This window comes from Bacillus sanguinis, from assembly GCF_018332475.1.
GTDB lineage: Bacteria > Bacillota > Bacilli > Bacillales > Bacillaceae_G > Bacillus_A > Bacillus_A sanguinis.
The window spans coordinates 1-583 of sequence record NZ_BOQB01000677.1 but is presented as its reverse complement, the minus strand read 5'-3'; the positions used below and the strand labels follow the sequence as shown (position 1 = coordinate 583).

The 583-nt window shown below is 50.1% G+C and carries 2 pseudogenes; one reads left to right on the top strand and one right to left on the bottom strand.

The features are described 5' to 3' along the window. Window positions 1–139 precede the first annotated feature (139 nt). Window positions 140–226 (bottom strand): annotated as a pseudogene (locus tag KI369_RS30055) (IS1 family transposase); the annotation flags it as partial. A gap of 109 nt (window positions 227–335) precedes the next feature. Between KI369_RS30055 and KI369_RS30050 the strand changes: the two are divergent. Next, window positions 336–583, top strand: a pseudogene (locus KI369_RS30050) (DeoR/GlpR family DNA-binding transcription regulator); the annotation flags it as partial.

Sequence of the window (583 nt, the reverse complement as noted above, 5' to 3'; positions counted from 1 at the left end):
AGTGAGCGAGGAAGCGGAATATATCCTGTATCACATATTCTGCTGACGCACCGGTGCAGCCTTTTTTCTCCTGCCACATGAAGCACTTCACTGACACCCTCCTCAGTGCCAACATAGTAAGCCAGTATACACTCCGCTAGCGCTGATGTCCGGCGGTGCTTTTGCCGTTACGCACCACCCCGGCAGTAGCTGAACAGGAGGGACAGCTGATAGAAACAGAAGCCACTGGAGCACCTCAAAAACACCATCATACACTAAATCAGTAAGTTGGCAGCATCACCCGATTTCAGCTCGCCAGCGCGCCAAAAAACAGAATAGCGCAGGCGGCAGTCAAAATGATCCACGAAGGGATGACCGTTATTCTCGACAGCGGAAGTACGACAATGCTTATCGCCGAAGGATTAATGACCGCCAAAAATATCACGGTGATTACCAACAGTCTCCCGGCAGCGTTTGCCCTTTCCGAAAATAAAGACATTACTCTGGTCGTCTGTGGTGGCACGTTCCGCCATAAAACGCGCTCGATGCATGGTTCCATTGCCGAGCGTTCATTACAGGATATTAATGCCGATTTAATGTTTGT